Here is a 25095-nt window from a genome sequence, read left to right as displayed (position 1 = left end):
CCACGGCCGGGCGCAAAGCGTCCCCGGCGTTACATGACGCGAGGACCACGGGTATGGATCGGCGTGACGGAGGATGCGCGGCGCCGCAGATATGTCATCCGCAAGCCGACTGATCGATCCATGTAACCCCATCGGCGACGGAAAACACGGGGGGCGCGACGGGAGCAGCAAAGAGACCGGCGGGGGCAGGACGACGGGAGCCGCGATGGGAAATCGAGGGGAAGCGGGAAGGGGCAGCGCAGGGAGGAAGCGCAAAGAGCGGGCACAAAGAAAAAGGGCTTCCGTTTCCGGAAGCCCTTTCCCTTTTTATAGATGGCGCGGCTGGCAGGATTCGAACCCACGACCCCTTGGTTCGTAGCCAAGTACTCTATCCAACTGAGCTACAGCCGCACGCGAGGCCGCAATTGTATCGCAATTCGCCTCGCGTGCAAGCGTTTCGTGAAAATTCTTCCCCTCTGTGCACCGCAGCCCCGCCAGCGCTACCACCTGTAGCGCGCGCCCAGCGTGCCGCCTGCATTTTTCCCGCCTCGCGCCTTGACCCACAACTTCAGGCCGGTCGTCGAATTGCTGTGCGCGCCGATGTTGAACGACAGCAGGCCGCGCAGCACGTCGGTATCGATCCGGGTGCCATTGATATTGATGGTCCGCGCGCGATTGTCCTGCCACCAGTCGGCCTCGACGAAGGGATACACCCCGTTCAGCCGCGTTGGCTTGGAGCCGTACAGCCGCACCGCCAGGCCGGTGGCATTGGCCTCTCCGGGTGGCGCATCCCAGTTGCCCGGCACCGGTGACAGTCCGGGGCGATACGCCATTTCCACGCGCGACTGCAAAGTCAGCCCATTGGCATTGCGCGACAGGGGCGTGTCCAGCGCCAGCGCCATGCTGCGCACGCGGCTATCGACAAATCCGGTGGCCGTGGCAACATCGTCGAGATGTAGCAATGGGCGACGCGGGCCTTCGCGGAATGAGACGACCTCACGGTCGATGCCGCTCAGCGGGTGCGTGTCATGGTCGGCGTCCGGTGCCGATCTTGGCGGCAGCGATGCGTGCACGGGGACGGGCAGATCCGGGTTTTCGTCCTCGCTGATCATGCGTGGCGGCACCATCGACGGCGTCTCGGGAATCGCGGCTGGAGTCGGGGATGTGGCGGACACCGGGGGCACTTCGGATACCGTGGGCGTTGCGGACACCGGGGGCTCCGCGGCCACCGGCGGCGCTGCGGGCTCCTCGGGTTCCACGGTTACCCAGACTCGCGGCCCTTCGTCGCCGGGTGGCCCGCTCGCAAAGTCCGCGTGAGCGGCGGCGCTGGCCAGCAGCGCAAGCAGAAAACACCAGTGGAGAACAGGATGGTGGCCTGGGTCCGCGGCAACACAGCGTCCCCATCCGGGATGGCTCCCGGCCCTCTCCTCTCTCCCGTACAGCTTCAGCACGGACATGGCAACCACCTCGTCGGGCGTTCTCAACCTTGCCCGATCAGTTTGAGAATAGGTCAAACATCGGTCGATGGTTACCTGGAATGTGAGGTCTCGCGCAGGACGAAACCCGCAGAGATCGTACAAGCAAGCAGACAATTTAGGCATGCGCGCAACGGCAATTGTCTGACTATGCAAAGCGTTGCTGCTTCGTTAGCATCCGCCCCGAGACATTTCTATCTGGAGATCCCGATGCCCGGCTGGCCGACCCTGCGGCGGCGCGCAGCAAGACACGGCTTGCCGGGCCAGTTTGGCCCGAGCCTGCGCCGCAAGCTGGGCGCGGGCGCCGCCGTGGCCGCATTCTGCGCGACTGGCCTGGCCGGCATGCTGATGGCGCGCTCCTATAGCGATTTCGCCACGGCCCGCCAGAACTTGTACGACATCGCCGGATACCGTGAATTGCTGGACGCCGCCAACGTGCTGTCCGCCGAGCGGGGTCCCGCCAACAGCGTCATGGGCGAGGGCTTGTCGCCGGACAGCCCGGCCCGCGAGCGGCTGAACCGGTTCCGCGCGCGCAGCGACGCCGCCCTGGCCCGCCTGACCGATCCGCCCCCGGCACCGTTCTGGCTGCACGCACACCCGGTGCCCCCACTGATGATCGACCGCGTGCGCGAGCGGCTGACGCGCGCCCGCGCCGAGATCGACCGCCTGAGCGCCCTGCCCCTCCCCCAGCGCCAGCTCGAAGACATCCAGCACGCCATCGAAGGCATGTTCGAGGTCGTGGATACCTTGCAACCTGCAATCAGCTGGCAGGTGAAGAAGCTTTCCAGCTGCAACGCCGGACTGGCCGCGCCAGCCATCACGGGCCGCATGCTGGGAGACCTGCGCGAATACGGCGGCCGCATCGCCTCCAACATCATCGCGCCGATTGCCGCGCGGCAGTCGTTGCCGCTCGGCACGCTCGTCGACTTCAACCGTACGCGCGGCCGGCTGCTGGAGCTCTGGCAGCTGACGGGCGCCGCCTACAGCCTTTACGGCGACGCGCCCGCGCTGCGCGAAGCCTACGCCGATGCCGATCGCCGCTTCTTCGGCCAGGGACTGCAGATGGTCGACAGCCTGGTCGCCCAGGGCCGCGTCGGCGGGCACTATTCGATGACCCCCACGGAACTGACCAACCGTTACGTGCCGACGCTGGAACCGCTGGAACGTCTGCGCAAGACCTTCCTGGACGATGTGATCCGGCATTTCGATGCCAGCCGCGACAGCGCATTGCGCGTGCTGCTGGCGGCCGGCGGTGCGGCAGCGCTGATCCTCGCGGTGCTGGCGCAATTGATGCTGTTTGCCCAGCGATCGCTGTTCCGCCCGCTGCTGGCGGCGCGCGACGAGGTGATTGCGCTGGCCGAGGAACGCGCCCCGCCGGCCTTTGCCGCGATGCCCGAAAACGCCCGCCAGGCCGGCGAGCTGCGCCGGCTCTTCGATGCGCTCGACATCCTGCGCCGCAAGCTGCGCGAGCGCGCCACGATGACGGAGGAGCTGGAACACCAGGCGCGCACGGACGGCCTGACCGGCCTGCTGAACCGCCGCGCGCTGGAACTCATGGCGGGACACCTGCGCGACGCACCGACCACGATGCTGAATGCGAGCTATGCGGGATTCGGCCAGATCGACGACGCGGACGACCTGTTTGCGGATGAGGCGAATGCCCAGCGCGTGCGTGAGTCGGTCTGCCTGATCTTGATGGATCTGGATCACTTCAAGCGGATCAATGACCGGTTCGGCCATCCGGCTGGCGACGCCGTGCTGCGCGATATCGCGGACCTGATCCGCTCGCACGTGTCCGCACCGGACGTGCCTGCGCGTTTCGGCGGTGAGGAATTCGCGATCCTGATGCCGGCGACGCACGGCGCGCGCGCGCTGGCGCTGGCGGAGACACTGAGACTGACCATTGCCGCGCACACGATCCGGCTGTCTGGCGGCGCGAGGCTCGAGGTCACGGCAAGCTTTGGCGTGGCGATGGGCCCGCGAGGGCAACGGCACTGGGACGCGCTGTTTGCCGCAGCCGATGCAGCGCTGTACCAGGCGAAGTCGGACGGACGCAATTGCGTCCGGCACGCGCCGGGCATGTCGGGCGAAGGCACGTCGGGCAAGATGCCCGCGGCAGCGGCGACCTGAAAGAGCGGGGGCGCTCCTGCCTGTCGGCAAGTAGAAATGAAAAGGCCCCGCTTGCGCGGGGCCTTGAATATGGTGCCCAGAAGAGGACTCGGTCACCCACGCGCGACCCCGGGTTGCGCTTGCAAGCGCAACCTTTTCTCGTCCTCGCGGAAAGCCCTCAGGGCTTTCCTTTCTGGGCTGACAAATGAAAAGGCCCCGCTTGCGCGGGGCCTTGAATATGGTGCCCAGAAGAGGACTCGAACCTCCACAGTGTTGCCACCGCTAGGACCTGAACCTAGTGCGTCTACCAATTCCGCCATCTGGGCTTCGTCTCGCTGCATTGCTGCTGCGATGCGAAGAACGCAATTATGCTGACACGCTCGATGGCTGTCAACACCCTGCCCTAAAAAATCCGAACGCCACGCGCGCTCCGCGCTCGTCACCCACCGCGACGCAACTGGAAATCCACTTGCGATGGCCGCCCCTCCAGCGACAACACCGCCGTCGTCGCAGGCGTGCGCGCCACGACCTTGCCCGCGCGCAGCACCATCAGGCGCGTCGCCCGCAAACGGATCGCCTCCACCGGATCGCGCGCCTGCAGCAGCACCAGGTCGGCCCGGCAGCCCGGCGCCACGCCATACCCTTCCAGCCCGAGAATCGCCGCCGGCGTCTCCGTCACCGCAGCAAAGCACGCACGCATCGCGTCCTGCCCCGTCATCTGGCCGACGTGCAGGCCCATGTGCGCCACCTCAAGCATGTCCCCCGTGCCCAGGCTGTACCACGGGTCCATCACGCAGTCATGCCCGAACGCCACCGGAATGCCCGCCGCCAGCATCTCCGGCACACGCGTCATGCCACGCCGCCTGGGATACGTATCGTGCCGCCCCTGCAACGTGATGTTAATCAGCGGATTGGCGATGGCCGCCACCCCAGCCTCACGCATCAGCGGCAGCAGCTTGGACACGTAGTAGTTGTCCATCGAATGCATCGATGTCAGGTGAGACCCCGTCACGCGGCCTTGCAGCCCCAGCCGCACCGATTCACTCGCCAGCGTCTCGATGTGCCGCGACATCGGATCGTCGCTCTCGTCGCAATGCATATCCACGCGCAGGCCGCGCGCGGCCGCTTCCTCGCAGAGCAGCTTCACCGACGCCGCGCCGTCCGCCATCGTCCGCTCGAAGTGCGGAATCCCGCCGACCACGTCGACGCCCATATCGAGCGCCCGGCGCAGGTTCTCCAGCGCGCCCGGGGATCGCAGCACCCCGTCCTGCGGAAACGCCACCAGTTGCAAGTCCAGATACGGCTTCACGCGCTCGCGGACATGCAGCAGCGCCTCGGTGGCCAGCAGGCGCGGATCGCAGATATCCACGTGCGACCGGATCGCCAGCAGCCCCTTGGCCACCGCCCAGTCGCAATAGGCCAGCGCGCGCTCCACCAGTGCATCCTGTGTCAGCAACGGCTTGAGCTCGCCCCACAGCGCAATCCCCTCCAGCAACGTCCCCGACTGGTTCACGCGCGGCAGGCCGTACGACAGCGTGGAGTCCATGTGAAAGTGCGCGTCGACAAACGGCGGCGTCACCAGCTGGCCCGCGGCGTCGATTTCCTCGCCGCCGGTGGCGGCAAGGCGTGGCTCCAGCGCGGCGATCCTGCCGTCGGCAATGCCGATGTCGATGTCGGTGCGTCCGTCGGGCAATGTGCAGTGGCGCAGGATAAGGTCGAACATGAGAGGTCTCGTAAAGAAAAGAAATCAGCGCTCGCCCTTGCGATAGGGCTTCATCAGCGCCTGCGGATACGCCGCGCGGCGCGCCACCAGCACCAGCGCCAGGATCGACAGCACATACGGCAGCATCAGGTAGACCTGATAGGGCAGCGCCGGCAGGCCGGGCAAGCTGACGCCGCCCTGCTGGAGCCGCAACTGCAAGGCGTCGAATGCGGCAAACAGCAGCGCGCCCAGCAACGCGCGCCCCGGCCGCCAGGACGCAAAGACGACCAGCGCCACGCAGATCCAGCCCCGGCCGTTGATCATGTTGAAGAAGAACGCGTTGAACGCGGACAACGTCAGGAAGGCGCCGCCCACCGCCATCAAGGCGGAGCCGGCCATGATCGCCCCGATGCGTATGGCACCCACGCGAATGCCCTGCCCTTCGGCCGCCGCCGGATTCTCGCCGACCATGCGCACGGCCAGCCCCAGCGGGGTGCGATAGAGCAGCCAGGCGATGATCGGCGCCATCAGTAACGCCAGCAGCGTCAGCGCGGTTTCGCCCGCCATCACGGGGCCGATCAGCGGCACGTGCTGCCACGCTGTCATCGGCGCGAACGGCGTGATCGTCGGCGGCGTCGAGACCTGTGAGAAGCCAAGGCGGTACGCATAGTAGGAGAGGCTCGTCGCCAGCATCGTCACGCCGAGCCCCGCCACGTGCTGCGACAGCGCCATCGACACCGTCAGCCATCCGTGCAGCAGGCCGAAAGCCAGGCCCACTGCCGCCGCCGCGCCCACGCCGCCCCACAGCGGCGCGCCGTGGTAGACGGCCAGCCAGCCGGAAAACGCGCCGGCCACCATGATCCCTTCGATGCCGAGGTTGAGCACGCCCGCACGTTCGCACAGCAGCACGCCCAGCGTGCCGAAGATCAGCGGCGTGGCCACGCGCAGCACCGCAATCCAGAACGGCGCCCCGGCGAGAATATCGAGAAGCTCCATTACGCGGCCCTCCCGATGCGATCGAAACGCACGCGGTAGCGCGTCAGCATCGTCGCCACCAGCATGGTCAAGAGCGCCACGGCCACGATGACGTCGGCGATGGCGTTGGGCACCCCCACCGCGCGGCTCATGCCGTCGGCCCCCACCAGCACCCCGGCCACGAAGACCGATGCGGCCACCACGCCAATCGGATGCAGCCCGGCCAGCATGGCGATGACCACGCCCGCATAGCCGTAGCCGGGCGAAATATCGAGCGTCAGATAGCCGGTGCGGCCGGCCACTTCCACCACCCCGGCCAGCCCCGCCAGCGCGCCGGACAGCAACGCAGCAAGCAGCGTGACGCGCGCCACCGGCATGCCGGCGAATGCGGCCGCGCGGGCATTGGCGCCCACCGCGCGCATCTGCAGGCCGAACACGGTAAAGCGGTTGACGGCCCAGATCGCCACCGCCAGCGCCATCGCGATCAGCAGCCCGCTATGCACGCGCGAGCGCTCCAGCAGCCGCGTCAGCTCCAGTTCCGACACCAGCGCCACCGATTGCGGCCAGCCCATTGCCAGCGGATCTTTCATCGGCCCGTCCAGCATCATCGATACACCCAGCAAGACCACGAAATTGAGCAGCAGCGTGGTGACCACCTCGTCCACGCCCAGCCGCAGCTTGAGCACGGCCGGCAGCAGCAACAGCAGCGCGCCGGCCAGCATCCCGGCCGCCACCATCAGGCCGAACAGCACGCCGTTGGGCAGCGCTGCCGCCCAGGGGGCCGCCGCGCCATCCACCTGGCCGCCCACCGCCACGGCGGCCAGCGCGCCAAGGTATAGCTGTCCCTCGGCGCCGATGTTGAACAGCCGCGTGCGGAACGCCACGGCGACGGCGAGTCCCGTCAGCATCAGGGGCGTCGCGCGGGTCAGCGTTTCAGACCACGCAAAGCGCGAGCCGAATCCGCCTTCCAGCAGCAACAGGTAGGCCTTGCCGACCGGCGCGCCGGCCCAGGCCACCAGCAGCGCGCAGATCAGCAGCGTGGCGACGATGGCGCCGAACGGCGCCGCCACCAGCGCCGTGCGGGACACTGTGGTACGGGCTTCAAGCCGCATGGACCACCTCCGCCTCGGGCATGCCGTGTGTGGCGTCGGCGCCAGCCATGGCCAGGCCGAGCGTGCCGATGGTCCACGCCGAGGCCGGCCGCGCCGGCGTCACGCGTCCGCCGTGGATCACCGCGATGCGGTCCGCCAGCGACAGCAACTCATCCAGATCCTCCGAGATCAGCAACACCGCCGCGCCGCCGCTTGCGGCTTCCAGCAACTGCCGGTGGACGTAGGCCACCGCGCCAATATCCAGTCCCCAGGTCGGCTGGCTGGCGATCACCAGTTGCGGCGAGGAGGAACCGCGTACGGAGAGCGCGCGCCCGAGGATCAGCTTCTGCATATTGCCGCCGGAAAGCGTGCGCGTGGGCACGTCGATGCCGCCACCACGCACGTCGAACGCCCGCACCAGCGCTGCGGCAAAGCGCCGCGCGGCGCCACCGCGAATGCATCCCGCGCGAACAAACGCCGGGTTGGCCAGTTGCTCGGCGATGGCGTTCTCCCAGACGGCCAGGTCACCCACCACGCCTTCGGCGTGCCGGTCTTCGGGCACCCGGGCCACGCCCGCGGCAATCCAGCGTCGTGGCTCGGCCGGCAGGTGCGCCCCGGCAATCGCAAGCCGGCCCGAGGACGGCGCCAGCATGCCGCTCATCAACTCCGCCAGCGTCACCTGCCCGTTGCCGGACACGCCGGCGATGCCAACGATCTCGCCCGCATGCAGCGCCAGCGTGACGTCGTGCAGGCCGACCCGGCCTTCGGCGGGCGGCACGCTGGCGCGATCCAGCGTGGCAACCAGCGCGCCGGGCGCCGCCGCCGCATCGCGCGTGGGCATCTCCACGCGCCGGCCCACCATCAGTTCGGCAAGTTCCGGCTTGCTGGTCTCCGCCACGGCGCGCGTCGCCACCAGCTTCCCACCGCGCAGCACGGCCACGCGATGCGAGACGCGCAATACCTCGTCCAGCTTGTGGCTGATGAAAATAACGGAAAGCCCTTCGGCAATCAGTTGCGCAAGCGTGCTGAACAGGCTGTCGACCTCCTGCGGCGTCAGCACGGCGGTCGGCTCATCGAGGATCAGCACACGTGCGCCGCGATAGAGCGCCTTGATGATTTCCACGCGCTGCCGTTCACCGACCGACAGCGCCCCGACGCGGGCCTGCGGCTGCACGGCCAGGCCAAATTTCGTGGCCAGTTCCTGCACGCGCGCCCGCGCGGCGCCACGCTGCTGGCGCCAGCGCCAGAGCGGTTCCGTGCCAATCAGGATGTTGTCCAGCACGGACAGGTTGTCCGCCAGGGTGAAATGCTGGTGCACCATGCCGACCCCGGCCGCCAGCGCGGCACGCGGATTGCCCGGCGGCAGGGGCACGCCGTCGACCTCCACGGTGCCGGCATCCGCCACGTAATGCCCAAACAGGATGTTGACGAGCGTGCTTTTGCCCGCGCCGTTTTCGCCAAGCAACGCCAGCACCTCGCCGCGATGGAGTGCGAGCGAGATATCGTCATTGGCGGTCAGCGGGCCAAACCGCTTGGTGATATGAGAGAGCCGGAGGACGGGGGGAGCGTTCGACATCGATCAGTTTCTAGGTATGGGGTCTCCCCTCTCCGCGAGGCGCGAGAGGGGAGAAGCGGCCTGCCCGGGTTCTGCCTGCGTAGCCTGCGTAGTGCCCGCGTAGTGTCTGAAAACCGCATCAGCACCGGGTCGGCATGCCGTCATCAGGCCGTCATCAAGGTGTCGACTTCGGCTCCGTCTCCACCACCTTGACCGTGGTCTTGCCGTCCAGGATGGCCTTTTCCTTCGCCTTGACCTTCGCCACCAGGTCGGCCGGCACCTTGCCCTCGAACGTCCCCAGCGGCGCCAGTTCCGCGCCCTTGTACTTCATCAGCGAATACTGGCCGTAGTCCTCGTTCTTGAACTGCCCGGCCTTGACCTTGGCCAGCGCGGCGCCGATGGTCGGCTCCATGTTCCACAGCGCGGACGCCACCACCGTCGACGGATACTGCGGCTGCGTGTTGATCACGTTGCCGATGGCCAGCTTGCCGCGCTCCTTGGCCGCGTCGGAAACGCCAAAGCGCTCGGCGTAGAGCACGTCGGCGCCCTTGTCGACCATGGCGAACGCCGCCTCCTTGGCCTTGGGCGGATCGAACCATGACCCGATAAAGCTCACCGTGAACTTCACCTTTGGATTGACCTCGCGCGCGCCCTCCATGAACGCGTGCATCAGCCGGTTGACTTCGGGGATCGCATAGCCGCCGACCATGCCGATGTGGTTGGTCTTGGTCATGCCGCCCGCGATCATGCCGGTCAGGTACGAGGGCTCCTGAATGTAGTTATCGAACACGGAAAAATTGGGCGCCTGCGGCTTGCCCGAGGACCCCATCAGGAACGCGATCTTCGGGTAGTCCTTGGCCACCTTGCGCGCGGCGGCTTCCACGGCAAACGATTCGCCGACGATCAGGCCGGAGCCCTGCTCCGCGTATTGCCGCAGCACGCGCTCGTAGTCCGCATTGGAGACGCTTTCCGAAAACACATAGTCGATCTCGCCACGGGCCTTGGCTTCGTTCAACGCCTTGTGGATGCGGGACACCCACTGCTGCTCCACCGGCACCGTGTACACCGCGGCCACCTTGACCTTGGCCTGCGCGTGGGCCAGCGGCGTGACGCCGATGGCGGCCAGCGCGGCGCCTGCGGCGGCAGCCTTCAGCCAGGTGCGGCGATAGCGTTCCATGTTCATGACTTCACTCCCCTTTCGCGTCGAGCGCGTATCGAGTACTGCGTTGGAATTCTTGTTGTGCCGCCCGGCTCAGGCGATATCCGGCGCGCGCCGCGAGAAGGCCGAGGCCATCTCCGTTATGTCGGCCATGTCCCCGATGTCCGCCGGACCCGATGTCGCCGACGGTTCGGTCAAGTCGCCCGCGTCGCCCGGGTCGGGATCGAGCCCGCAGCCGCGCAGCAGCAATGCCACCAGATGCTCCGTGGCCTGCGCGAAGTCCTGCGCGTCCAGCTGGCTTACGCCCAGCACCGCGCACACCTGCGTCTCGAAGTCCGCGTAGGTCTGCGTGGCCGCCCAGATCGTGAAAAACAGGTGACGCGGGTCCACCGGCGCCATCTGCCCGCTGGCAATCCACGCGCGGATTACCACCGCCTTGCGCGCCACCAACTCGCGCAACGCCTCCCGCAGCACGCCGCCGATCTCGGGCGCGCCGTGCAGCAGCTCGTTCGCAAACACGCGCGACGCGTCGGGATGGCTCGCGGAGAGCCGCATCTTGGCCCGGATGTACTGCTCCAGCGCCGTCCGCGGCGCGTAGTCGGCGCTGATGATGTCGGTTTCCGACAGCCAGAGTTGCAGCGTGTGCGCCAGCACCGCGCGGTACAGCGCCTGCTTGGTGCGGAAGTAGTAGTGGAGGTTGGACTTGGGCACGCCGGCGCGCATCGCGATGTCCGCCATGGTCGCGCCAGCAAAGCCCGCGCGGGCAAAGACGTACTCCGCCGCGCGCAGGATCAGCGCCTCGTTCTCCTGGCGGATGCGGCCGCCGGGTTCCCGCGACGCGGCGACGCCCGTGTGGGCGGCGGCCAGCGCGTCCATCATTTCGTGCCGTACAACCGGTCGCCGGCATCGCCGAGACCGGGCACGATATAGCCGTGGTCGTTGAGCTGCTCGTCGATCGCGGCGGTGACGATCGCCACATCCGGATGCGCGGCCTGCAGCGCGCGCAGCCCGGGACGCGAGGCGATCAGGCAGACGTACTTCATGGTGGTGACGCCGGCCTCCTTGAGCCGGTTCAGGGCGGCAATGGCCGAATTGCCCGTGGCCAGCATCGGGTCCACCACGATCACCAGGCGATCGTGGATGTCCTCCGGCATCTTGAAGTAGTACTCGATGGGCTCCAGCGTCTCCGGGTCGCGGTACAGGCCGATATGGCCCACGCGCGCGGCCGGCAGCAGCTCCAGCATGCCGTCCAGGAAACCATTGCCCGCGCGCAGGATCGATACCAGGCAGAGTTTCTTGCCCGACAGGATCGGCGACTGCATCGGCGCGATCGGCGTCTTGATGGCGATGGTCTCCATCGCCAGGTCGCGCGTGGCCTCATAGGTCAGCAGCTGGCTGATCTCGCGCACCAGCCGGCGAAAATTATCGGTGGTGGTTTCCTCGCTGCGCGCCAGCGTGACCTTGTGCTGTACCAGCGGATGATTGACCACCATCAGCGAGGGCGACGCCGCCGCTTCAGTCTCGGCAAAGGTCTCCGCTGCAGTGGGCACGGCGGACAGGTCGTTCATGGTGCGCTCCTAGGGTGGAAGACTCGCTGGATTCGGGGCGCGACGGGCCACTGGCCCGCCGCCTGGCTGCCTGCAGGAAAAAAAATCTCGCGTCAGAACACCGTGCCGTCGCTCTGGATCGCAAAAGGCGGCGGGCCGCCTTCGCGGCGCTGCGCTGCGATGCGTCGCCCCGCGGCCCACGTGCCGCCTTCCAGCACACGTGCCAGCGGGAAGTCCGCCTCGGAGACGCCCAGCGCCTGGCGCACGGCATCCGCCACGAGATCCAGGCCCGTCACCGTCAACGCGCGCCATTCGACGATCACGGGTTCATCCACGGTATGGGTCACCTTGGCGAACTCCGGATCGCGCGGCACCATCAGTTCGAAGTCATAGAGCAGCCCGCCGTTGCGGTATTCGGGCAGGCCGGTCAGCGCATCGAGCCCCGTCACGGTCAGGCCGGCGTCTTCCAGCGGCTCCAGCAGCGAGTACGTCAGCCACTGCGTGAGCTTGTGGAACGGAACCAGCCCCCCCGGCGCGGCCGGATGGCGCCAGCAGTCGCCCAGCGAAATCCCTTCGATCTGCACGCGGCCCGGCCAGACCGGCCCCAGCGCCACCAGCAAGGTGCGCAGCACGAAGCTGGCCTCGATGCGATCGTCGCGCGCATGCGCGGCGATGTAGTCGTACAGGTTGCCCAGCCGGGCCGGCTTGCCGAAGACCGCGGGTGTGGCCTGGACCACCTCGCCCAGCCGGCGCAGCAGCCCGGCGCGGCCCTCGAGGCCGACCAGCGGATTGTGCTGCGCCACCTGGAATGCGGTGGCGATGGTCGAGGCGTCGATGCGGGCCAGCCGCTCGCCGTCCGCCCGCAGCGGGTCGCCGTGCTCGGCGGAGAAACCGCCGCGCGCGAACAGGTCGAAGCTGGCCACGCCAAGGCCTTCCGATCGCGTCAGCATCAGGTCGCTGGCCGGATCGCGATAGCGCCAGTCCGGCCCCGCGCCGGCATCGAGCAGCACGCTCGGGATTACCAGGTCGATGCCGATGCGCGCGCGTTCCGCGCAATGGTCGACGCCCGACATGCCGGCGCGCTCGCACAGGATCTGCCAGCGGTCGAGCTTCTCTTCCCCCGGGCCGCCGCTCTCGAAATGGCGCCAGCGGCTGTGGTACGGCACCTGAAGGGTCGGATAGCGGCGCCGGATGGTGGCGGCCACGTAATCGGCAATCGCGTGGACCCGGTCCGGATTCCAGGTGAAGTGCTCGGACTCACCGGACGCCACGTGCCCGGTCACGGTTGCGCAATGCGTGCGCACCGCCTCCGCGCTCAACAGCGCGGACGCGGGATGGTCGGCCGGGACGGGGCTGTGCCAGCCGCTGCCGGTGCCATCGTCGTGTCCGGACGTGCCCCCGTCGGGATATTGGTTCATTCCTTCAACCCCCTGCCCTTTGCCAGGGCGAGTTCGTCAGCATCGGGCGGCGCATACCGTGTGAAGTATCCCGCCGCCACCTTGGCATCGATTTCCACGCGCGCGTCGGCAGGGATCAGCGCCTCGGGGATCGCCACCTGCTCGACCACCTCGATGCCCTGCGCCGTCAGCGCGCCGTGTTTCATGTTGCTCATGGAAGCCCAGCGATCGATCCGCCTGATCCCGAGCCAATGGAAAACATCCGGCATCAGTTCCTGGAAGCGCATGTCCTGCACGCCCGCCACGCATTCCGTCCGCGCGAAATAGGTCTCGGCGCGGTCGCCGCCCACCTGGCGCTTGCGCGCGTTGTAGACCAGGAACTTCGTCACCTCGCCCAGCGCGCGGCCTTCCTTGCGGTTGTAGACCACCAGGCCCACGCCGCCCTCCTGCGCCATCTCGATGCAGAGCTCGATGCCGTGCGCCAGATACGGCCTGCAGGTGCAGATGTCCGAACCGAACACATCGGAGCCATTGCATTCGTCGTGCACGCGGCAGGCCACGCGTGTTTCCGGATGACCCAGCTTGGCGACGTCCCCGACGAAGTAGAGCGTCATGCCGCCGATGGGCGGCAGGAAGACCTTCAGGTCCGGACGCGTCACGAGTTCCGGGAACATGCCCCCGGTCTGCTCGAACAGGCTGCGGCGCAGGTTGCTTTCCTTGATGTTGAAGCGGCGCGCGATGCCGGGCAGGTACCACACCGGATCGACGGCGGCCTTGGTCACGCGCACATCGCCATTCGGAAACAGGATCTCGCCATCGGGTTTCAGCCGGCCCGCGGCGATGGCGGCGGTCAGCTCCGGCATATTGATATGGGCGCGCGTCACGGCAATCGTCGGGCGGATGTCCACCCCGGCCGCGATGCGATCGGCAAACACGGTGGAAACCAGATGGCCCCACGGATCGAGCGAAACGATCTTGTCCGGGTCGCCCCATTGCGGATGCGGGCCGATGGCTTCGGCCGGCGCCGTGTCGGTCAGGTCCGGACGATGCGCGCGCTGCAGGCTGCCAGACGCCACGGCCAGCGCGCGATAGATCGCGTAGGCGCCGGCATGGGTGCCGATGACATTGCGCTGCGCCGGATCGGTCAGGCTGGCAATCACGGGCCCCCGCTCGGCCGCCGTGGGGGCGCCCCAGTGGATCGGCTCGGCCGGCTTGCCGTGGCGTGCGTGCGAAGTCAGGACGATATGGTCGGACATGGCAGCCTCGTCTCCCGGACTTCCCCGGGATCAGGAATCCTGACCAAATGGTCAGGTTTATAGCTTCATAGTAGGCAACGTTCGTGCCATCGCCCAACTGGGGTTGTTACGGTGCGTGACATGACGCACGCACCGCCACTGTGCCGCCCGCGCGCCGCCCCGGTATCTCGCACGGTACATCCGGGTGCATGCGCACCACGACGCTTCGCGCGGGATTGGGAGCGGTCCGCGCGCCCCCAAAGCAAAACGGCACGCAACCGTGAAGTTGCGTGCCGTTCTTGTCGAACAATGTAGGCGGTTCAGGCCTTGGAAGTCGCCCGGTCCTCGCGCGGCGGCCAGACGGCCATGCGCAGCGTCCGCAGCGGGTTGGCGGCCTCCACATAGCGATGGAAGATCGCGCCGGCCATATTGCTGGCCACCCAGGCCAGGCCCATGCCGAGTGCATTGATCACCGGCTGTCCGGGCGCCAGATGCGAAACCACCGCATTGACCACCAGGCACACCGGAAAGTGCACGAGGAAAACCGAATAGGAAATCTTGCCGAAATAGGCGGACATCGCCCCGCCCGGCCAGCGCTCCAGCCATTCGCCCCGGCGGGCGATCGCCAGCAGCAACGCCGTGGCCAGCGCCACCGCGATGCGCAGCCGGAAATCCACCACCAGCGCCGCCGCCCCGATGGTGGCCAGCGTGATCAGCGCCATCGGCGAGCGCTCCGGGTTCGAGGCCCAGAACGCCAGCGCGCCCATGCCATAGGCGCCGAAGAAGTAGATCGCCCAGACATCCCAGCTGGCGTCACGGTTGAACCAGAACAGCGATGCCACGGCCAGCGCGGCCACCAGTGGCACCCCCAGCGGCAGGCTGTGGCGCGACACCCCGCGCGCCAGCCACAAGGTCAGCACCAGCAACGCGAAGAGCTGGAGGTCGATGGCGATGTACCAGACGCCCGCGGACAAGGCATCCACGTCCAGGATGTTGTGCAACAGCAGCAGATGCGCGACAACCTGCATCAGGTGCGGCGCCGCCGGGATCGAGTCGTGTGTCATCCAGGTCCGCGCGATGGCGGCACCGGCAATCGCCACGAGGATGGCGACGGTATAGGGCACCACCAGCTTCTGGTAGCGGCGCCAGAGCGTGGCCATCGGGCTCGACACGGTCAGGTGGCCGCCGGGGGCCAGGCTGCGAGCGGCCAGGAAGCCGCTGATGACAAGGAATACCTGCACCGCGATACGGGCATAGTCGGCCAGCCAGCCGATCAGGCCGGGAGCCAACGCCTGGGCGGCGTCGGACATCGGGCCATAGAAGGCCAGATGGTGGAGCACGATCAGCTGCGAGCTGACCGCCTTCAGCGCGTCCACGCACGCCAGACGAGAAGGACGGGGGCTCATTTGTTATAGAGACAATACAAAAGTGGGCGCATTGTACCCGCACTGGTGCGTTCCGAAAATGTGCCTGGCGCGTAACTTGATGTAACACGCGCCTGAAGTGTGCCGCCCGCCCCATCGCGGGGGCCATTCCTGCCCCGCTTGATCCATTCGTGATCCAAGCACTACTGAAGGATCGGCAAGAAGACTGCACGCCGAATTCAGATTAGTACCATTTACGCAATGACCTCGCCATGGCGAAGTGAGCGATCCATGGCGAGGCCGATTGCAAAATGAGTTTCCTTGTATCTGAGCTCCGAGATAACAGCATCCTGAGGCGCCGATTCGAAGAGCTATTCAACGAACGCTTTGGATACACGCTCCATCGCCCGAACTCCCCGCGCAAAATCATCGAGATGCTCCGACTTGAAGAACTGGAGCGCGAAATCGACAGGCGCGGGGCCAAGCTGCTATATGAATGCCTTCGCCAAAGAGTCTTTGTACTATGCAAAAGACATGGAACTGGAAGTCCGCTACTAGGGCGTTGGCAGCCGGCATCCTCTGCTTCATCGCCGCGGTGATGCTGATGGAGATGTGGGGCGCGTGGACGACCCCTGAAGACTATCCGTTCGGCGCGGAAGGCCCTGCCGCGGCCATGTGGTCATACCGATCGCAGACAAACTATCTGCTCGCGTGCTTCACACTCTGGCTAGCCAGCGTGCTCGCAGTATGGGCACTGCTCACGGCACACGGCCGCACGTGGCTGCGCTGGCTGTGCGGCCTCGCGATTCTGATGGTTTGGGCGCTGATGGCGCTCGACGGAACCCGGCTCGATCCCTGACGACTCACGCAATTGCCGGAATGCCAACGCCGTCGACAAGGATTTGAGGGCGCGAAATTAGCTTATGAGAAAGTTGTCCTTCGCGTGCCGGCGGTGCGGGTATACCCTTCGTTTCTTTTGCCGGATTCGCGTTTCATGTCTTCCTTCGCGTCGTTCTCGTTCTGGTCTTCCGCCTGGTCCGCTTTCTGGTCCTCGTCCCACTCCCCCCGTCGTCTGCTGGCCGCCATTGCGCTCGGCGGCGCCGTGCTGGCACCTGCCGCCGCCCATGCCCAGAGCCCCGTGCTGGACAAGATCCGCGAAACCGGCACGATCACCCTGGGCTATCGTGAATCCGCCCTGCCGTTTGCATTTGCCGACGACAAGGGCCAGCCGGCCGGGTACGCCGTCGACCTGTGCCTGCGCGCCGCCGAGGCCGCGCGGGTGAAGCTGGGCCTGAAGGACATCAAGGTGCGCTGGCTGCCGCTGACGCCGCAGAACCGCGTGCCGGCCGTGGTCAACGGACTGGTCGACCTGGATTGCGCACCCAACACCAATACGCTGGAGCGCCAGAAACAGGTGGCCTTCAGCGTGTCGCACTACGTATCCACCGTGCGCATGCTGGTGCGCGCGGATTCGGGCATCCGTTCGTTCGAGGATCTGCGTGGCAAGACCGTGGTCACCAGTGCCGGCTCCACCGGCGACCGCCACGTCCGCCGCCTGAAGGCCGAGTATGGCTACCGGGACGTCTACGCCAAGGACCACGGTGAATCGTTCCTGCTGCTGGAAACAGGCCGCGCCCAGGCATTTGTCATGGACGATGTGCTGCTGGCCGGGCTGCGCGCCAAGTCCAAGGACCCGTCGCAGTACGTGATCGTCGGCCCCGCCCTGTCCGTGGAGCAGAACGCGCTGATGATGTCCAAGGCCGACCCCGAGTGGAAGCGCCTGGTGGACCAGACCCTGGCCACGACGTTTGCCGGCCCCGATGCCACCGCGCTGCAGAAGCGCTGGTTCCAGCAGCCGATTGGCGCACGCGGCACCAACCTGGCGCTGGCGCCCTCCGGAGAAGTCCTCCACGCCTGGAAGCACCCGTCCGACGTTGTGACGGAATAGGCGCCCGGCATCGTTCCGGCGGGGCAACAGCGGCGTGTTGCCCCCGGACAACCCCTGAGTTGACGGCCTTCACGGGCTTGGCGACACTGGCCCGAGCGGGACTTACCGGCCGGTAGCCCTGCAAAACGCGAACCGCCGCCAGGCGGCATCCATCAGGAGAACCCATGAACAAGTTCATCGCCACCGCCATCGCGCTTGGCCTCGCCACCGCCTCGGTTGCCGCCGTGGCGCAAGACAAGAAGAATTTCGACCCGTATTCCCAGGGCGCCAAGTCCGGCGAGAAATTTGACACCTACAGCCAGGGTGCCAAGTCCGGCGACAAGTTCGACCCGTACAGCCAGGGCGCGAACAAGAGCACGCGTGCCGATCTGGTCGACCAGTCGACCGCGCCGAAGAAGTCCAAGACGAAGAAGACCAAGAAGGCTGCACAAGGCAACTGATTGGTCGCTGGTCGCTGCGCAGAAAAAAACCCCGGGGTCCACCCGGGGTTTTTTGTTTGCCGCCCACGCGGTCGCCAGATTCAGCGTGACTCCGACTCGGTGTCCACCATCTCCAGCGCGGTCACATCCACGCGCTGCACCTTGTTGTTCTGCCGGATCTCGGTGCGCAGTACGAAGGCTTCGGCCGGGCAGTACCAGTCGGTCACGTACAGGACGCTGGGTTCCAGTTGCAGGATCTCGTCTCCCACCATCAGCGGACCCAGCGAGGTGCGCTTCTCGTACGTGATCGGCATGCACTGCTTGCGCCCCATGACCGTGTCGATCATCTGGCGTCGGCCCACATGGCGCGAGCCGACGATGATCGACGCGTGCAGCGCCTGCATGGTGCCCACCACGGTATCCGACCCGAGCGGGTAGATTTTCAGCGCCACGCTCGACTGGAAGGTCTCGCCGTCGAGCATCGCGCCTTCCTTGATCTCCAGGCCGGCATAGTTGAATACGCCGCTGCCGCTGAACGAGGCTTCCCCGAACATGCGCGCATAGCGGGCGCGGGCGTTGATGACGGCATTGCGGCTGTCGATGCGGGTCCGGGCCGTCGCGCTGTTGCGGTCGATATTGATCTCGTGGACCTGATCCATGACCACCGGCGGCCCCATCAGCGCGGACAACGCCGACTTGGAGCGGACTTCCAGCTGCGCGCTGCAGCCCCGCGCGGTCCGCATCACGTCCCGCAACGTCATGGTGATGGACACCGGCAAGTCGCCGTCGCCCTCCATCTGCACGCGGGAACCGGAGCGGAACCACGGCGCATCGCACAGCACGGCGCCAACCGGCATCGGCATCGGCGAGACGCCCGCCACCGGTGCGGCATCCGCCATTGGCGCCGAGGCTTGTGCAAATGCCTTAATCGCCACACCACACAGCAAGGCGCACATCAGGGCGGTTTTCATCACTGGGTACCCGATTTCCGTGGCGCGTCGTTCCGGGCGGCGACGCGAAGCCGGCCAGCCAGAAGTATTGCGCGAAATCGGCGTGCCGGAAATGGCTGCGTGGAAGGGGATAGCGAAATCGCGGCCGGATCCGGAGGAAGGAAGTGGGGCCAGAGGTGGGGCCAAGAGCGGTGCCAGATATAGGGCCAGATATAGGGCCAGAAAAGGGCCGCCCGATACGCTCGTGCTACCATTGCGCGCCCGCGCCACGGTGGACGGCCCGGGGTGCCCGCCCGGCGCCCGGGAACCATGCCGCGACGCCCGGCTCCCATCGCCGCGGCGCCAGCTGTTGTCCACCGAATTCGCTCATGCCGCGTTTTGTGGTGTCCGCCGCACGGCCAGGCCTCCAAGACCGCCCCCGGTATCCGGCCCTTTCAGGAGATTTATGCGTAGTTCATCGCCCTCGCGCTATGACGGGCTGCCCGTTGGCATGATCGCTCTGGTCGTCGTCGCAGTCCTGCTGGTGTGGTTCGGCACGCTCGACGCCCGCCATCTGCTGCGCCCCGACGAAGGCCGCTACGCCGAGATCTCGCGCGAAATGTTCGCCTCCGGCGACTGGGTGACGATCCGCTACAACGCCCTGAAGTACTTCGAGAAGCCGCCCTTCCATATGTGGGTGACGACGATCGCCTACGAGCTGTTCGGCGTGGGCGACTGGCAGGCGCGCCTGTGCGTGGCCCTGTCCGGCATCGTCGGCCTGGCCGCCACCGTGCTGGCGGCCGCACGCTGGTTTGGCATCCGCGCGGCCCTGCTGGCCGGTCTGGCCCTGGTGGCGGCGCCGATGTGGAGCGTGGCAGGCCACTTCAATTCGCTCGACATGACGCTCTCCGGCGCGCTGGCCTGCGTACTGGCATTCATGATGCTGGCCCAGCACCCGGAGGCAACGCCTGCCGCCCGGCGCGGCTGGATGCTGGCGTGCTGGGTGGCGATGGGCGTGGCCATCCTGACCAAGGGGCTGGTCGGCATCGCCCTGCCCGGCCTGGTGCTGGTGGTCTACACGCTGACCACGCGCGACTTCGGCCTGTGGCGCCGACTGCATCTGCCCACCGGCATCGTCGTCCTGCTGGCGGTCACGGTGCCGTGGTTCTGGCTGATCTCCAGGACCAATCCCGATTTCCCGCATTTCTTCTTTATCCACGAGCACTGGGACCGCTATACCTCCACGGTCCACTCGCGCAAGGGCTCCGTCTGGTACTTCGTGCCGCTGCTGGTGGCGGGCTTCCTGCCCTGGCTGGGCCTGACCCCGCGGATGTGGGATACCGTGCGAGAGCGCGCCGGCACCGTGCTTGGCGCCAGCGGCAAGCCATTCCAGCCGGCGCTGATGGCCTTCCTGTGGTTCATCGCCATCTTTGCCTTCTTCAGCCTGTCGGGGTCCAAGCTGCCGGGCTATATCGTGCCGGTCTTCCCGGCCCTGGCCATGCTGGCCGGCGTGGCACTGGACCAGATCAACGAGCGTTCATGGAAGCGCCAGATCAACGCGCTGCTGGTGCTGGCAGTGGTGGGGCTGATCGCCGCGCCGGTGGTGGCCACGCTGGACCGCCCGACCAACCCCAACGAAGTCTTCCGGGCGTTCGCCGTCTACATCGGCGTCGCCTTCGCGGTGTTGCTGGCCGGCATGCTGCTGGCGCGGCGCCTGCTGCGCACGCGCGGCTTGCTCCCGAGCATCACGGCTTTCGCGCTGGCCATGTACCTGACCTGCACCATCGGCCTGATGGGCCACGAGGTCATGGGCCGGCGCGCATCCGGTGTCGATATGGTGCCGGCCATCCAGGCGGTGCTGAAACCCGACATGCCGCTCTACGGCGTGGGCGTGCTGGATCACACCCTGCCGTTCTACCTTGGCCTCACGCTGACCATGGTGGAGCACCCTGACGAGCTGGAATTCGGCGTCCAGCAGGAGCCGGCCAAGTGGATTCCCACCGTGGACCAGTTCCTCGCCCGCTGGCGTGACGGCCAGCCCGCGATGGGTATCATGTCGCCGGACACCTACGATAGCCTGGCGGCCCGCCAGATCCCGATGTATGTAGTGGCACGCGACGTACGCCGCGTCGTCGTCAGCAATTTCCCGCCGCCGGGCACGCCCGCGCCGGCCCAGCCCCAGGAGCCCCGATCCGCGCCATGACGCTATCGACCTTTGCCTTCATTTTTGCCGGCGTGCTGCTCAATGCGTGCGCGCAATTGCTGCTCAAGGCCGGCGTCAACACCATCGGCGCGATCACCATTGACCGCGCCACGCTGCTGACCACGGCCTTCCGCGTGCTCACGCAGTGGCCGGTGATCGGCGGCCTGACGCTGTATGTCATCAGCGTGGGCGTCTGGATCGTGGGCCTGTCGCGCGTGGACGTGTCGATCGCCTACCCCATGCTGTCGCTCGGCTACGTCGTCAATGCCCTGGCCGCCTGGTGGCTGTTCGGCGAGATCATCGGTCCCTTGCGCGTGGCCGGCATCCTGCTGATACTGGCTGGCGTTTTCCTCATTGCCCGCTCCTAGGACCATGACCGCTACCGCTCCGCAGGATTTCCTGCCGTTCGTCCGCCCCGAAATCGACGCCGCCACCATTGCGGAAGTGGGCAAGGTGCTGGCCTCCGGCTGGATCACATCCGGCCCGAAAATGCAGGCGTTCGAAGCCGCGCTGTCGGAACTCTTCGGCGGCCGCCCCGTGCGCACCTTCGCCAACGGCTCCGCCACGATGGAGATCGCGCTGCGCATCGCCGACATCGGCCCCGGCGACGAAGTCATCACCACCTCGATCACCTGGGTGGCCACGGCCAACGTCGTGCTGACCGTGGGGGCCAGGCCGGTCTTTGTCGACATCGACCCGCGCACGCGCAACATCGACCTGGACGCCGTGGAGGCCGCCATCACGCCGCGCACGCGCGCGATCATGCCGGTCTACCTGTCGGGCCTGCCGGTGGACATGGACCGCCTGTACGCCATTGCAAAGCGCCATAACCTGCGCATCATCGAGGATGCCGCCCAGGCCATCGATTCGCGCTGGCGCGGCCAGCGCATCGGTGCGTTTGGTGATCTGGTCAGTTTCAGCTTCCAGGCCAACAAGAACATCACCAGCGTCGAAGGCGGCTGCCTGGTGATGAACACGCCCGAGGAAGCGCTGCGCGCCGAGCGCCTGCGCCTGCAGGGTGTGATCCGCACCGGCATGGACGGCATGGATGTCGAGGAACCCGGCGGCAAGTTCAACCTGACCGATGTCAACGCCGCCATCGGCCTGGCCCAGCTGCAGAAGCTGGACACCATCACCGCGCGGCGCGCCGAACTCGCCGAGACCTACTTCCGCTGTGCGGCGGACGCCGGGCTGGCGGACCTCGGCATCGAACTGCCGCTGCCCCTGGACGCCACCAACACCACCACCAACTGGCACATGTTCCAGGTGGTGCTGCCCACCGACCGCATGCGCGGCGGCCCGGCCGAAGCGCGCAAGCTCGTCATGGAAGCCATGCGCGAGCGCGGCATCGGCACCGGCGTGCACTATCCGCCGATCCACCTGTTTTCACACTACCGCTCACTGGGCTGGCGCGAGGGCATGCTCCCTCACGCCGAACGCATTGGCCGCGGCATCGTCACGTTGCCGCTATTCCCCGCCATGCAATCCGCCGATGTCGAGCGGGTATGCGCAATCCTCAGCGAAACATGCAAACGCCTCTCTCACTAAGCCCCGTCGAGGTCTCGGTCGTCATCCCCGTCTACAACGAGGAGGATGGGCTGCAGGCACTGTTCGACCGTGTCTACCCGGCGATGGACGCCACGGGCGAATCGTACGAGATCATCTTCATCAACGATGGCAGCTCGGACCGCTCGGCGCAGATGCTGGCCGCCCAGTACCACAAGCGCCCGGACGTGACCCGGGTCATCCTGTTCAACGGCAATTTCGGCCAGCACATGGCGATCCTGGCCGGCTTCGAGCACACTCGCGGCCGCATCACGATCACGCTGGACGCCGACCTGCAGAACCCGCCGGAAGAGATCCCGCGGCTGGTGGAAGAGATGCGCCGTGGCCACGACTATGTGGGCACCATCCGCCGCCAGCGCAATGACACCGCGTTCCGCCGCTATGCGTCGCGCGCCATGAACCGGCTGCGCGAGAAGATCACCAAGATCAAGATGACGGACCAGGGCTGCATGCTGCGTGCCTACGACCGCAACATCATCGATACGATCAACGCGTGCCGCGAGGTCAACACCTTCATTCCCGCGCTGGCGTATACGTTCTCGTCCAACCCGGTGGAAATCGAGGTCGGCCACGAGCAGCGCCACGCCGGCGAATCCAAGTATTCGCTCTACCAGCTGATCCGGCTGAACTTCGACCTGGTCACGGGCTTCTCGATCGTTCCGCTGCAGTGGTTCTCGGCCATCGGCACGATTCTGTCGATCTCGTCGGCGGGCCTGTTCGTGGTGCTGCTGGTGCGTCGCTTCCTGCTGGGCTCGGAAGTCCAGGGTGTGTTCACCCTGTTCGCCCTGAACTTCTTCCTGGTCGGCATCATGCTGTTCGGCATCGGCCTGCTGGGCGAATACGTCGGCCGGATCTATCAGGAAGTACGCGACCGCCCGCGCTATCGCATCCAGGCGGTGCTCGAGCGTGACCCGGAGCAGGATGCGCAAGCCAACGCAACGGAGGCCTCGTGCGCGCGGTAGTCTTTGCCTACCACAACGTCGGCGACCGCTGCCTGCGCGTGCTGCACGCGCGCGGCGTGGACGTGGCACTGGTCGTCACGCATCGCGACCGCCCGGACGAGAACATCTGGTTCCGCCGCGTGGCCGATACGGCGGCTGACCTGAACCTGTCCTTCCTCTATAACGAGGACCCCGCCGATCCCGCGCTGGCCGACGCCGTGCGCGCCGCCAAGCCGGACGTCATCTTCTCGTTCTACTACCGGTCGATGATTCCCGCCGATGTGCTGGCGCTGGCCCCCGGTGGCGCGTTCAACATGCACGGGTCGCTGCTGCCCAAGTATCGCGGGCGCGTGCCCGTGAACTGGGCCGTGCTGCACGGCGAGACGGAGACCGGCGCCACGCTGCATGCGATGGAAGCCAAGCCCGACGCCGGCTACATCGTCGACCAGACCGCCGTGCCGATCCTGCCTGACGACACCGCGGGCGAAGTCTTCGAGAAAGTCACCGTGGCCGCCGAGCAGACGCTGTGGCGTGCGCTGCCGGCCATGATGACCGGGCACACGCCCAAGCGCCCCAACCGGCTGGCGGATGGCAGCTATTTCTCCGGCCGCAAGCCGGAGGACGGCCGCATCGATTTCACGCAGCCGGCCAGCGCCGTGTACAACCTGATCCGCGCCGTGGCGCCGCCCTACCCGGGCGCCTTCACGGACCTGGGCAGCCGGCGCTTCATCGTCGCGCAGGCGCGCCGCATCGACGCCACCGCAGCGCCGGCAGGCCTGACGCCAGGCCTGCACGTCGACGGCAGCCGCATTGTCGCCATCTGCGGCGATGGCGGCGCGCTATGGGTCCGGCAACTGCTGGAAGGCAGCACCGCCGACCACGCGAGCCCGGTCTCCACCTCCGATTTCCAACACATTCTTACCGCACAGTCCAGAGAGGAACACCGATGAAAAAGGTCCTGATTCTTGGCGTCAACGGCTTCATCGGCCACCACCTGACGCGCCGCATCCTGGAAACCACGCAATGGGAGGTCTACGGCATGGATATGTCGTCGGACCGCCTGGGCGATCTGGTGAACCACCCGCGCATGCACTTCTTCGAAGGTGACATCACCATCAACAAGGAGTGGATCGAGTACAACATCCGCAAGTGCGACGTGATCCTGCCGCTGGTGGCGATCGCCACGCCGGCCACCTACGTGCGCCAGCCGCTGCGCGTGTTCGAGCTGGACTTCGAGGCCAACCTGCCGATCGTGCGCGCCGCCGTGAAGTACGGCAAGCACCTGGTGTTCCCGTCGACCTCCGAGGTCTACGGCATGTGCGCCGATGACGAATTCGATCCGGAGGCCTCGCCGCTGGTGTACGGCCCGATCAACAAGCCGCGCTGGATCTACGCTTGCTCCAAGCAGCTGATGGACCGCGTGATCCACGCCTACGGCATGGAACAGGGCCTGAACTACACGCTGTTCCGTCCGTTCAACTGGATCGGCGCGGGGCTGGAC

At 66.9% G+C, this 25095-nt stretch carries 22 protein-coding genes and 2 tRNA genes; 10 read left to right on the top strand and 14 right to left on the bottom strand.

What is annotated here, in order from left to right:
- Nucleotides 1-313: 313 nt before the first annotated feature.
- Nucleotides 314-390: transfer RNA gene (locus BLR29_RS26690), tRNA-Arg, on the bottom strand.
- Nucleotides 391-479: 89 nt separating this feature from the next.
- On the bottom strand, nucleotides 480-1190 hold the full coding sequence (locus tag BLR29_RS26685; protein ID WP_369804716.1) for a hypothetical protein: 711 nt from the start codon (nucleotides 1188-1190) through the stop codon (nucleotides 480-482).
- A 474-nt stretch (nucleotides 1191-1664) separates the two neighbouring features.
- Between BLR29_RS26685 and BLR29_RS26680 the strand changes: the two genes are divergently transcribed.
- Nucleotides 1665-3584 carry a GGDEF domain-containing protein gene (locus tag BLR29_RS26680; protein ID WP_092141360.1) on the top strand — a complete coding sequence of 640 codons (1920 nt, stop codon included), beginning with the start codon at nucleotides 1665-1667 and terminating at the stop codon, nucleotides 3582-3584.
- A gap of 218 nt (nucleotides 3585-3802) precedes the next feature.
- Here BLR29_RS26680 and BLR29_RS26675 read toward each other — a convergent pair.
- The 11 genes from BLR29_RS26675 to BLR29_RS26625 all read right to left on the bottom strand — a co-directional run bounded on the left by BLR29_RS26675 (nucleotide 3803) and on the right by BLR29_RS26625 (nucleotide 15630).
- Nucleotides 3803-3889, bottom strand: a tRNA-Leu gene (locus BLR29_RS26675).
- Nucleotides 3890-4002: 113 nt separating this feature from the next.
- Nucleotides 4003-5286 (bottom strand): amidohydrolase family protein, encoded by a 1284-nt coding sequence (locus tag BLR29_RS26670; RefSeq protein ID WP_092141357.1) that lies wholly within the window; start codon nucleotides 5284-5286, stop codon nucleotides 4003-4005.
- A 24-nt stretch (nucleotides 5287-5310) separates the two neighbouring features.
- Complete coding sequence (locus tag BLR29_RS26665) at nucleotides 5311-6261, bottom strand: ABC transporter permease (RefSeq protein ID WP_092141354.1); 951 nt, start codon at nucleotides 6259-6261, stop codon at nucleotides 5311-5313.
- Nucleotides 6261-7352 carry an ABC transporter permease gene (locus BLR29_RS26660; protein ID WP_092141351.1) on the bottom strand — a complete coding sequence of 364 codons (1092 nt, stop codon included), beginning with the start codon at nucleotides 7350-7352 and terminating at the stop codon, nucleotides 6261-6263. The genes BLR29_RS26665 and BLR29_RS26660 overlap by 1 nt, the downstream gene beginning before the upstream one ends.
- On the bottom strand, nucleotides 7342-8907 hold the full coding sequence (locus BLR29_RS26655; RefSeq protein WP_092141348.1) for an ABC transporter ATP-binding protein: 1566 nt from the start codon (nucleotides 8905-8907) through the stop codon (nucleotides 7342-7344). The genes BLR29_RS26660 and BLR29_RS26655 overlap by 11 nt, the downstream gene beginning before the upstream one ends.
- A gap of 154 nt (nucleotides 8908-9061) precedes the next feature.
- Nucleotides 9062-10069: a BMP family protein gene (locus tag BLR29_RS26650; protein WP_092141345.1), complete on the bottom strand. Its 1008-nt coding sequence runs from the start codon at nucleotides 10067-10069 to the stop codon at nucleotides 9062-9064.
- Between the two features lie 69 nt (nucleotides 10070-10138).
- The gene (locus tag BLR29_RS26645) at nucleotides 10139-10921 is read right to left on the bottom strand and encodes a TetR family transcriptional regulator C-terminal domain-containing protein (RefSeq protein ID WP_369804721.1); all 783 of its coding nucleotides are present in this window, start codon (nucleotides 10919-10921) and stop codon (nucleotides 10139-10141) included.
- Nucleotides 10921-11613, bottom strand: a complete 693-nt coding sequence (gene upp / locus BLR29_RS26640; RefSeq protein ID WP_092141339.1) for a uracil phosphoribosyltransferase — start codon at nucleotides 11611-11613, stop codon at nucleotides 10921-10923. Before upp ends, BLR29_RS26645 begins: the two co-directional genes overlap by 1 nt.
- 92 nt (nucleotides 11614-11705) lie before the next feature.
- On the bottom strand, nucleotides 11706-13010 hold the full coding sequence (locus BLR29_RS26635; RefSeq protein WP_092141336.1) for a URC4/urg3 family protein: 1305 nt from the start codon (nucleotides 13008-13010) through the stop codon (nucleotides 11706-11708).
- Nucleotides 13007-14245, bottom strand: coding sequence for a GTP cyclohydrolase II (locus BLR29_RS26630; protein ID WP_092141333.1), 1239 nt, complete (start codon nucleotides 14243-14245; stop codon nucleotides 13007-13009). The genes BLR29_RS26635 and BLR29_RS26630 overlap by 4 nt, the downstream gene beginning before the upstream one ends.
- A 299-nt stretch (nucleotides 14246-14544) precedes the next feature.
- Nucleotides 14545-15630 carry an acyltransferase family protein gene (locus tag BLR29_RS26625; protein WP_092141330.1) on the bottom strand — a complete coding sequence of 362 codons (1086 nt, stop codon included), beginning with the start codon at nucleotides 15628-15630 and terminating at the stop codon, nucleotides 14545-14547.
- A gap of 481 nt (nucleotides 15631-16111) precedes the next feature.
- Between BLR29_RS26625 and BLR29_RS26620 the strand changes: the two genes are divergently transcribed.
- The 3 genes from BLR29_RS26620 to BLR29_RS26610 all read left to right on the top strand — a co-directional run bounded on the left by BLR29_RS26620 (nucleotide 16112) and on the right by BLR29_RS26610 (nucleotide 17976).
- Nucleotides 16112-16447 (top strand): hypothetical protein, encoded by a 336-nt coding sequence (locus BLR29_RS26620; protein ID WP_143018537.1) that lies wholly within the window; start codon nucleotides 16112-16114, stop codon nucleotides 16445-16447.
- Nucleotides 16448-16582: 135 nt separating this feature from the next.
- Nucleotides 16583-17536: an amino acid ABC transporter substrate-binding protein gene (locus tag BLR29_RS26615; RefSeq protein WP_092141324.1), complete on the top strand. Its 954-nt coding sequence runs from the start codon at nucleotides 16583-16585 to the stop codon at nucleotides 17534-17536.
- A 164-nt stretch (nucleotides 17537-17700) separates the two neighbouring features.
- Nucleotides 17701-17976 (top strand): amino acid ABC transporter permease, encoded by a 276-nt coding sequence (locus BLR29_RS26610; RefSeq protein ID WP_092141321.1) that lies wholly within the window; start codon nucleotides 17701-17703, stop codon nucleotides 17974-17976.
- Between the two features lie 80 nt (nucleotides 17977-18056).
- Here BLR29_RS26610 and BLR29_RS26605 read toward each other — a convergent pair whose 3' ends face one another.
- Nucleotides 18057-18926, bottom strand: coding sequence for a hypothetical protein (locus tag BLR29_RS26605; RefSeq protein ID WP_092141318.1), 870 nt, complete (start codon nucleotides 18924-18926; stop codon nucleotides 18057-18059).
- Between the two features lie 424 nt (nucleotides 18927-19350).
- Here BLR29_RS26605 and BLR29_RS26600 point away from each other — a divergent pair, with 424 nt between their 5' ends.
- The 6 genes from BLR29_RS26600 to BLR29_RS26575 all read left to right on the top strand — a co-directional run.
- Nucleotides 19351-21087, top strand: a complete 1737-nt coding sequence (locus BLR29_RS26600; protein WP_092141315.1) for an ArnT family glycosyltransferase — start codon at nucleotides 19351-19353, stop codon at nucleotides 21085-21087.
- On the top strand, nucleotides 21084-21455 hold the full coding sequence (locus BLR29_RS26595; protein ID WP_092141312.1) for a DMT family transporter: 372 nt from the start codon (nucleotides 21084-21086) through the stop codon (nucleotides 21453-21455). Before BLR29_RS26600 ends, BLR29_RS26595 begins: the two co-directional genes overlap by 4 nt.
- A gap of 4 nt (nucleotides 21456-21459) precedes the next feature.
- Complete coding sequence (locus tag BLR29_RS26590; protein WP_092141308.1) at nucleotides 21460-22635, top strand: DegT/DnrJ/EryC1/StrS family aminotransferase; 1176 nt, start codon at nucleotides 21460-21462, stop codon at nucleotides 22633-22635.
- Nucleotides 22614-23615 (top strand): glycosyltransferase, encoded by a 1002-nt coding sequence (locus tag BLR29_RS26585; RefSeq protein WP_092141304.1) that lies wholly within the window; start codon nucleotides 22614-22616, stop codon nucleotides 23613-23615. Before BLR29_RS26590 ends, BLR29_RS26585 begins: the two co-directional genes overlap by 22 nt.
- Nucleotides 23603-24544: a formyltransferase gene (locus BLR29_RS26580; RefSeq protein ID WP_092141301.1), complete on the top strand. Its 942-nt coding sequence runs from the start codon at nucleotides 23603-23605 to the stop codon at nucleotides 24542-24544. The genes BLR29_RS26585 and BLR29_RS26580 overlap by 13 nt, the downstream gene beginning before the upstream one ends.
- The coding region (locus tag BLR29_RS26575; RefSeq protein WP_143018536.1) for a bifunctional UDP-4-keto-pentose/UDP-xylose synthase at nucleotides 24541-25095 on the top strand (555 nt) is incomplete at its 3' end. The genes BLR29_RS26580 and BLR29_RS26575, both read left to right, overlap by 4 nt.

It is taken from the genome of Cupriavidus sp. YR651, assembly GCF_900101625.1.
In the GTDB taxonomy this organism is placed as follows: Bacteria; Pseudomonadota; Gammaproteobacteria; order Burkholderiales; family Burkholderiaceae; genus Cupriavidus.
This window is presented reverse-complemented; position numbering and strand designations above follow the sequence as displayed.